Origin of the sequence: Inquilinus sp., from assembly GCF_039594555.1 — a bacterium.
Classification (GTDB): Bacteria; Pseudomonadota; Alphaproteobacteria; order DSM-16000; family Inquilinaceae; genus Inquilinus.
On the sequence record NZ_JBCNNF010000366.1, the window covers coordinates 1 to 6,846 of the forward strand.

The following is a 6,846-nucleotide window of genomic DNA, read 5'->3' on the forward strand; positions in this document are numbered from 1 at the left end:
TCGACATGCTCGTCGCTGTCGCGCCGGGCCAGCAGGCCGCCATGGATCTTCGGATGCAGGGTCTTGACCCGGCCGTCCATGATCTCGGGGAAGCCGGTATGGGCCGACACCTCCTTCACCGGGATGCCGGCATCGGCCAGGGCCTTGAAGGAGCCGCCGGTCGACAGGATCTCGACCCCGCGCTCGGCCAGGAACCGGGCGAAGTCGACGATGCCGGTCTTGTCGGAGACGGAGATCAGCGCGCGGCGGATCGGCAGGGCGGCTTCGGTCATCATCGGCGGGGCTCCAGGACGGCAATGCGCCCGTCTTTAGACCTGACGGGGAGGGATGTCGATCATTGGATCGCTCGGAAACCGGGCCGGTCGGGAGCGGATACAGAGGCCGGATCTGCGTCGCGACCTTATCCCATTTCCTTCCCGCCGCTGCCGCCACGGAGCACCCGCTGCGAGCGTTCGTCGTACTCGCGGTAACGACACCGAAGCTCGGCGGCGCCTGCCGCAAAGAAGATGGCGAGGCCCGCGGGCACCATGATCCTGGAGATCGCCTCGACCCGCTCCTGCCAATCATTCAGGAATCGAAGCTCGCCCTTGAACTGGTAAGGGTGGCGATGGCCGCCGTCGGCGACCGAAGGTGCGGAGCGCGCCATGTTGTTGATCGCGCCGGCCCCCACGATCCCGCCGACGCCGATCAGCCAACCCAGGAAGCCGAGCCGCAGCAGGAGCCGCTGCGACGATGCCAACTCTCTCAGGACGATACGCAACCAGCCAAGATCCATGACCGAAGAGGCCTTTCCTGCCCGATCCCCTGCCGGCCTGGCCGACGGGTGTGCGATGTCCGGGAGGATAGCATGACGACGGAACCGCCGCGATCAGTCCAACCGGCTCATCTCCGCATCGGCTGACAGCGAGCGATCAAGGCCGGCTCAGCGCCGGTCCGAGACCGCACCGGCGCTCCAGCCAGCGCACGGCGAAATCCGTCATCTCCGCCGCCGGCACCAGCACCGACGGGGCGTCGCCGACGGGGCCGCGGGCACCCCGGCCGGTGGCCAGGAAATCCTCGACCACGGTGGCGAAATAGCCCTCCGGCAGGCCGTCGACGACAGGATCGGAGGTGTCGAATTCCTCGATCCGGCGCCAGACCGTCCGTCCATCCAGCAGCAACGGCACCTCGGCGCGGACGACGCGCTTGCCGGGGATCGGCGCGAGGTGCTCGGCATGGTGCAGCAGGCTCATGGCGTCGAGCGGGGCGCCCAGCATCAGCACCTTGCCGCGGGCCTCGACCAGCCTGGCGAAGGGCGACCGCTCGCCATAGCCGTAGTCCAGCGCCTGGCCGGCCGTGAACCAGTCGGCCCGGCCGCCGACCGCGGCGCAGGACGCACCGGGATTGGTGCTGCGCTTCGCGCCGGGCCGGGTGCGTACCAGCTCGGCGATGGCGCCGTTGAAGCGGCGGGCGCGGGACGCGGCCGGGTCGAAGGGCGGGATGTCGTCGCGCAGCGCCGCCGGGACATGGCCGTCATCGTCCAGCAGGTCGTGGTAGTCGTCGCTCCAGTCGGTGTAGACCAGGATGGTGCCGTCGGGGCCGATCGCGTCGTGCAGCGCGTCGATCAGCGCGTCAGGCCCGCCGAGGATGCGGCCCGTGGAGCGCAGCGCGGCATGGACCATCACCGGATCGCCGGCCTCGAGGCCCAGCCGGCGAAGCTGCGCGGCCAGCGTCCGCCGGGTGTGGATCTGCTCAGACAATCGGGATCTCCGTTCGGTCATACCAACTGGCTTTGAGATCGGCTCACCCTTTTCTCCGTCATGGCGAGGCGCGGAGCGCCGTGGCCATCCAGGGGCCGATGCGAGCCGCCCTGGATGGCCGCGCCCCTTCGGGGCTCGCCATGACGAATCGATGTTGAGCCTCTACGCCAGCCGTCGTTCCCGGCGCAGGATCCACTGCACGCCGGTGCTCTCGGCCCCGACCTCGCCCCAGATCACCACCTGCGTGGTCTTGCGCCGGTCGGTGCCGCGGCCGGCATAGATGCCTTCCTCCAGCGCCACCTGGCCGCCATAGCCGCGCAGGCGCCAGCCGTCGCCGCTGGGCAGGCGGATGATCACCGAGCTGCCGCCCTGCACCGGCGACAGCTGCAGCGCCGGGTGCAGGTGGAAGCGGATGGCGAAGGGCAGGCCGCGCGCCGCGTCGGACTCGGCGAACAGGATGTCCTCGCCGCGCAGCTCGTCGCCATTGGCCGACAGCTCCAGCCGCCGCCGGTGGATCAGCCCCAGCGCCTCGCGATAGCCGTCATGCCAGGCGTCGATCAGCACCGATTGCGGCGTCTCCTGCCGGTCGACCTCGATGCTATGCGGCCGCTTGCCGATGCCGGCGTCGCGCAGCACCTCGGCCGAATCGCGGCCGGCGACGCTCAACGTGGAATGGGCCGGCGTGCCGCGCAGGGCGGTGTGCCAGGCGCTGTCCTCGGCGCTGCCGCGGCCGGGCCAGGCGCCGCAATTGACGATCATGCGCTCGCGCCCGACCGACAGCTCGAAGGACAGCAGCCCGGCATGGGCGCCGTGGTCCGCGCCGGCCGGCGGCGGCGCGCCGACGTCGAGCAGCAGCAGGGTGCGGCCGGCCATCGCCCGCTCGAAGCCGCTGTGCCGCGCGCTCTTCGGCGCCCGGGCCTTGGAATCGGCCTGGGACAGCACGGCGTCGATCAGCACCGGCTCGCCCTCCTGCGCGTCGTTGAACAGGGCGAAGCCGCCATCGCCATGGCGCAGCAGGCGCAGCGCCGGGGCCATCCGGTCGATCGCCAGGTGCAGCGCGTCCGGCACATGCGCCTGGGCGGCGCGGAAGGCGGCGCGGATGTCGATCAGCTGGCGCAGCACGGTCAGGTGCACCGCCGGGTTGCGCTGGATGTGGCCGCCATCGGGCAGGATCTGGCGCGGCAGGCACTTGCCCAGGATCCGCTGGGCCTGGTCCAGCCGCGGCCGGCCCTGGGGCAGGGCGACGGCCCCGTAGACCAGGCCGCGCACGGTCTGGATCTGGCGCGGGTCGACCGGATCGCCGTCGGCGACGCGGGTCAGGTGGCGCAGCTGCCGCGACAGGCTGGCGAAGACGCGGGTGCGGAAATCGTCGTCGGCGCTGGCGCAGAAGAAGTCGTGGGCGCCGAGCCAGCTGGCGATGCGCTGGCCCAGGATGTCCGGCCGCCAGGTCAGCGGGTGCCAGCGGTCGTAGCGCTCGATCCAATGGTCGATCAGCCGCCGCGCCGCGCGCCGGGCCTGGTCGCCGCCGGCGGCGCGCAGGTCGCGCAGCCATTCGAAGCCGTGCAGCGCCTCGATGAACTCCGGCGCGGCGCCGAACGGCTCCCACGGCGCCGCCGCCGCCGCCTCATAGGTCTGGCCGCCCAGCCGGTAGGTGCCGGCGATCAGCGCCGTGCCGCGCTCGGCATCGCCCGGCCAGGGATCGGGCGGCACCATCAGCAGGTCGCGCGGCCCCTTGCGCCCCAGCGCCACGGAGTAGAGCGGGTTCGAATAGGCGAACCGCGCGATCTGGTCGTGGACGTTGCGGGTGAGGCTGCGCGGGTTCCGCATGTCTCAGCGTTTGCCGCGAATCGCGGCGATGTTGCCGGCATAGGCGCCCGGGCCGCCGCGGAAAGCGGCGGTGCCGGCCACCAGCGTGTCGGCGCCGGCGGCGATCACCCGCGGCGCCGTCTCCGGCGTCACGCCGCCATCGACCTCCAGCCGCACGTCGCGGCCGCTCTTGTCGATCATCGCGCGCAGCCGGGCGATCTTGTCGAGCTGGCTCTCGATGAAGCTCTGCCCGCCGAAGCCGGGATTGACCGTCATCACCAGCACCAGGTCGATGTCGCCCAGCAGCTCCTCGACCATGGCGATCGGCGTGCCGGGGCTCAGCACCACCCCCGGCGCCTTGCCCAGCGAGCGGATCAGCTGGACGGTGCGGTGCGGGTGCGGCCCGGCTTCCGGGTGGAAGCTGATGCGGTCGGCCCCCGCCTCGGCGAAGGCCGGGATGTAGGGGTCGGCCGGGCCGATCATCAGATGGGTGTCGAAGGGCAGGGCCGACCAGGGCCGCAGCGCCTTCACCACGGTCGGACCGAAGGTGATGTTGGGCACGAAGTGCCCGTCCATGATGTCGAGATGGAGCCAGTCGGCCCCCGCCTCGGTCATGGCGCGGGCCTCCTCGCCCAGGCGGGCGAAATCGGCGGACAGGATGGAGGGGGCGATCAGGACCGGTTTGACCATGACCGTCCTCATAACAAGGGACCGGCCGCGTCACAACCGTGACGAAACCATGTCGTCGACAGGGCCGGCCGGGGCGGCGAGTCCACCCCGGCCAAGCCCATTGTGCGGCGCTTACTTCGCCTTGGCCAGGAACTCCTTGACGTTGTCCGGCGTCACCGTGTCGAGGCCGACATAGGTGATCTCCTGCACCTTCTCGCCCTTCTTCAGCTTCTGCAGCATCTCCATCGCCAGCGCGCCCATCTCATAGGGCTGCTGGCCGATCAGGCCGTTGGCGTAGCCGTCGCGCAGCAGCTCCAGCTCCGACTTCAGCGTGTCGGCGGAGACCAGCACGATCTCCTTCGACGCCAGCTTGGCCTTGATCGGCTCGGCGAAGTTGCGGAAGGCGTCGGGCACGAACAGCGGCCAGCCGCCGACCGGCAGCAGCGCGTCGATGTCCGGATGGGCGGTCAGCGTGTCCTGCAGCTGCTGCACCGCCAGCGCGGCGTCGTCGTTGCAGTACAGCGGCGACCCGGCGACCTGGGTCCAGCCGGCGCCCAGCCCGTCGATGGTGCCGCGCACCCGGTCGTTCAGGTTGGCCGCGGCCGGGCCGCCGGACACCAGCGCGAAGGTACCGCCCTTCGGGTGCAGCTTGGCCGCCATCTCGCCGATCGCCTTGCCCATGGCGTAGTTGTCGGTGCCGACGAAGGCCTGGCGCTTCGACCCCGGCGCGTCGGCGTCGAAGGTGATGGTCGGGATGCCGGCGGCGACCGCCTGGTCGATCACGTTGGTCAGCGCGTCGACATCGGCGACCGAGATCGCGAGGCCGTCGATGCCCTGGGTGATCAGGTCCTGGACGATCTGCGCCTCGCTGGCCGGTTCATGCTCCACCGGGCCGATATAGACGCATTCGACGCCCAGCTTCTTGGCGGCGTCCATGCAGCCGTCGCGCGACAGGTCGAAATACGGGTTGTTCATGGCCTTCGGCACCAGGGCGAAACGCAGCTTGTCCGCCGCGTTCGCGCCGCCCGCCATGGTCATGACGGCGCTCAGCGCCACCGCGGCCAGAAGAAGCTTTTTCATGATCAATTGTCCTCCCCTCGTTGAAAAACGCGTTTTACGCCGCCCGTCGGGACCGGATGCGGTCCAGCAGCACGGCCAGGATGATGAACACGCCGACGAAGAAATCCTGCCAGTAGGGCTGCACGCCGCCCAGGATCAGCCCGTTGCGGATGACCTCGATCAGCGCCGCGCCGGTGACGGCGCCCAGCGGACCGCCCAGGCCGCCGGTCAGGTTGGCGCCGCCGATCACGGAGGCGGCGATCACCCGCAGTTCGTAGCCGACCGCGGTGTTGGCGGGGGCGGAGCCGAGCCAGGCCAGCAGCAGCACGCCGGTGAAGCCGGCCAGCGCGCTGCAGAAGACATAGACCGATATCTTCACCCGCTCGACCGGCACGCCGGTCAGCGCCGCCGCCTTCTCGTTGCCGCCGATGGCGAAGACGTGCCGGCCCCACTGCATGTGGCGCAGCAGGTACCAGATCATCACCGCCAGCACCGCCATGTAGATCAGCGACGGCGGCAGCAGGCCGAAGAGCGGGTCGTTGCCCAGCGACCGGAACAGGTCCTTGGCCGGCCCGGCGGTGGGCGACCCGCGGCCCTGGGTGACGACATAGACCAGGCTGCGGCAGACGCTGAGCATGCCCAGCGTGGTGACGAAGGGCGACAGGCCCAGCCGGGCGATCAGCACGCCGTTGATCAGCCCGACCACGCCGCCCGCGGCCACCCCGGCCGCCACGGCGACCAGCAGGGCCAGGCCCGGCCAGTCGATGAACAGGCCCCAATCGGCGGTCGCGTCCATCGCCAGGCTGGTGGCGACGGCGCCCAGCGCCATGACCGAGCCGACCGACAGGTCGATCCCGGCCAGGATGATCACCAGCGTCTGCCCCAAGGCCGCGATGGCGATGTAGGAGAAGTTCTGGGCGACGTTCTGCAGGTTGCGCTCGGTCAGGAACTTGTCCGAGGCGATGGCCATGACGATCATCAGGATCACCAGCGCCGCCAGCACATAGGTGATCTGGGACGCCAGGATCCGGTGCAGCGTCCCCTGCCGCCGGACATTGTCGAAGGTCATCGGGGCGGAGCCGGTCGCCTGGGTCGCCATCACGCCGCCTCCAGCGCGCCGGTGATGAGGCCCGTGACCTCCTCGGGCGAGCTCTGGGCGATGCGCTTGTCGGCGACCTTGCGGCCGCGGCGCATCACGATCACCCGGTCGCACACCTCGAACACGTCGGGCATGCGGTGGCTGATCAGGATCACGGCGATGCCGCTGTCGCGCAGGCGGCGGATCAGCTCCAGCACCTCATGCACCTGGCGCACGCTGATGGCGGCGGTCGGCTCGTCCATCAGGATCAGCTTGGCGTTGGACAGGCGGGTGCGGGCGATGGCCACGGCCTGGCGCTGGCCGCCCGACATCAGCCGCACCAGGTCGCCGGCGCGGGTCTCCGACTTGAGCTCGGCGAACAGCGCCTGCGCCTTGCGGTTCATGGCGCCGTGGTCCAGCCGGCGCACCGGCCAGACGCCGGTCTTCAGCTCGCGGCCCAGGAAGACATTGGCGGCGGCGGTCAGGTTGTCGGCC

Annotated in this window: 7 protein-coding genes and 1 pseudogene; all 8 read right to left on the reverse strand. The window is 70.8% G+C overall.

From position 1 onward, the window contains the following. Window positions 1–272: pseudogene (gene purH, locus ABDW35_RS28595) on the reverse strand (bifunctional phosphoribosylaminoimidazolecarboxamide formyltransferase/IMP cyclohydrolase); the annotation flags it as partial. 128 nt (window positions 273–400) lie between these two features. After that, a complete protein-coding gene (locus ABDW35_RS28600; RefSeq protein WP_343717253.1) occupies window positions 401–775 on the reverse strand; it encodes a hypothetical protein in 375 nt (124 codons plus the stop codon). A 136-nt stretch (window positions 776–911) separates the two neighbouring features. Further along, entirely contained in the window at window positions 912–1,739 is an 828-nt protein-coding gene (gene aac(3) / locus ABDW35_RS28605) for an aminoglycoside 3-N-acetyltransferase (protein ID WP_343717254.1), read from the reverse strand. A gap of 162 nt (window positions 1,740–1,901) precedes the next feature. Beyond that, a complete protein-coding gene (locus ABDW35_RS28610) occupies window positions 1,902–3,566 on the reverse strand; it encodes a heparinase II/III family protein (RefSeq protein WP_343717255.1) in 1,665 nt (554 codons plus the stop codon). A 3-nt stretch (window positions 3,567–3,569) separates the two neighbouring features. Further along, entirely contained in the window at window positions 3,570–4,235 is a 666-nt protein-coding gene (gene rpe / locus ABDW35_RS28615; protein WP_343717256.1) for a ribulose-phosphate 3-epimerase, read from the reverse strand. Window positions 4,236–4,346: 111 nt separating this feature from the next. Next, window positions 4,347–5,294 (reverse strand): sugar-binding protein, encoded by a 948-nt coding sequence (locus ABDW35_RS28620; RefSeq protein ID WP_343717257.1) that lies wholly within the window; start codon window positions 5,292–5,294, stop codon window positions 4,347–4,349. A gap of 34 nt (window positions 5,295–5,328) precedes the next feature. After that, the gene (locus ABDW35_RS28625) at window positions 5,329–6,372 is read right to left on the reverse strand and encodes an ABC transporter permease (RefSeq protein ID WP_343717258.1); all 1,044 of its coding nucleotides are present in this window, start codon (window positions 6,370–6,372) and stop codon (window positions 5,329–5,331) included. Then, window positions 6,372–6,846: ATP-binding cassette domain-containing protein (locus tag ABDW35_RS28630; RefSeq protein WP_343717259.1), on the reverse strand; the 475-nt coding region annotated here is incomplete at its 5' end. The genes ABDW35_RS28625 and ABDW35_RS28630, both read right to left, overlap by 1 nt.

Coding starts and splice junctions, on each gene's coding strand:
- ABDW35_RS28600 (WP_343717253.1), bottom strand. CDS start 775: ATGGATCTTGGCTGGTTGCGTATCGTCCTGAGAGAGTTGGCATCGTCG.
- ABDW35_RS28610 (WP_343717255.1), bottom strand. CDS start 3,566: ATGCGGAACCCGCGCAGCCTCACCCGCAACGTCCACGACCAGATCGCG.
- rpe (WP_343717256.1), bottom strand. CDS start 4,235: ATGGTCAAACCGGTCCTGATCGCCCCCTCCATCCTGTCCGCCGATTTC.
- ABDW35_RS28620 (WP_343717257.1), bottom strand. CDS start 5,294: ATGAAAAAGCTTCTTCTGGCCGCGGTGGCGCTGAGCGCCGTCATGACC.
- ABDW35_RS28625 (WP_343717258.1), bottom strand. CDS start 6,372: ATGGCGACCCAGGCGACCGGCTCCGCCCCGATGACCTTCGACAATGTC.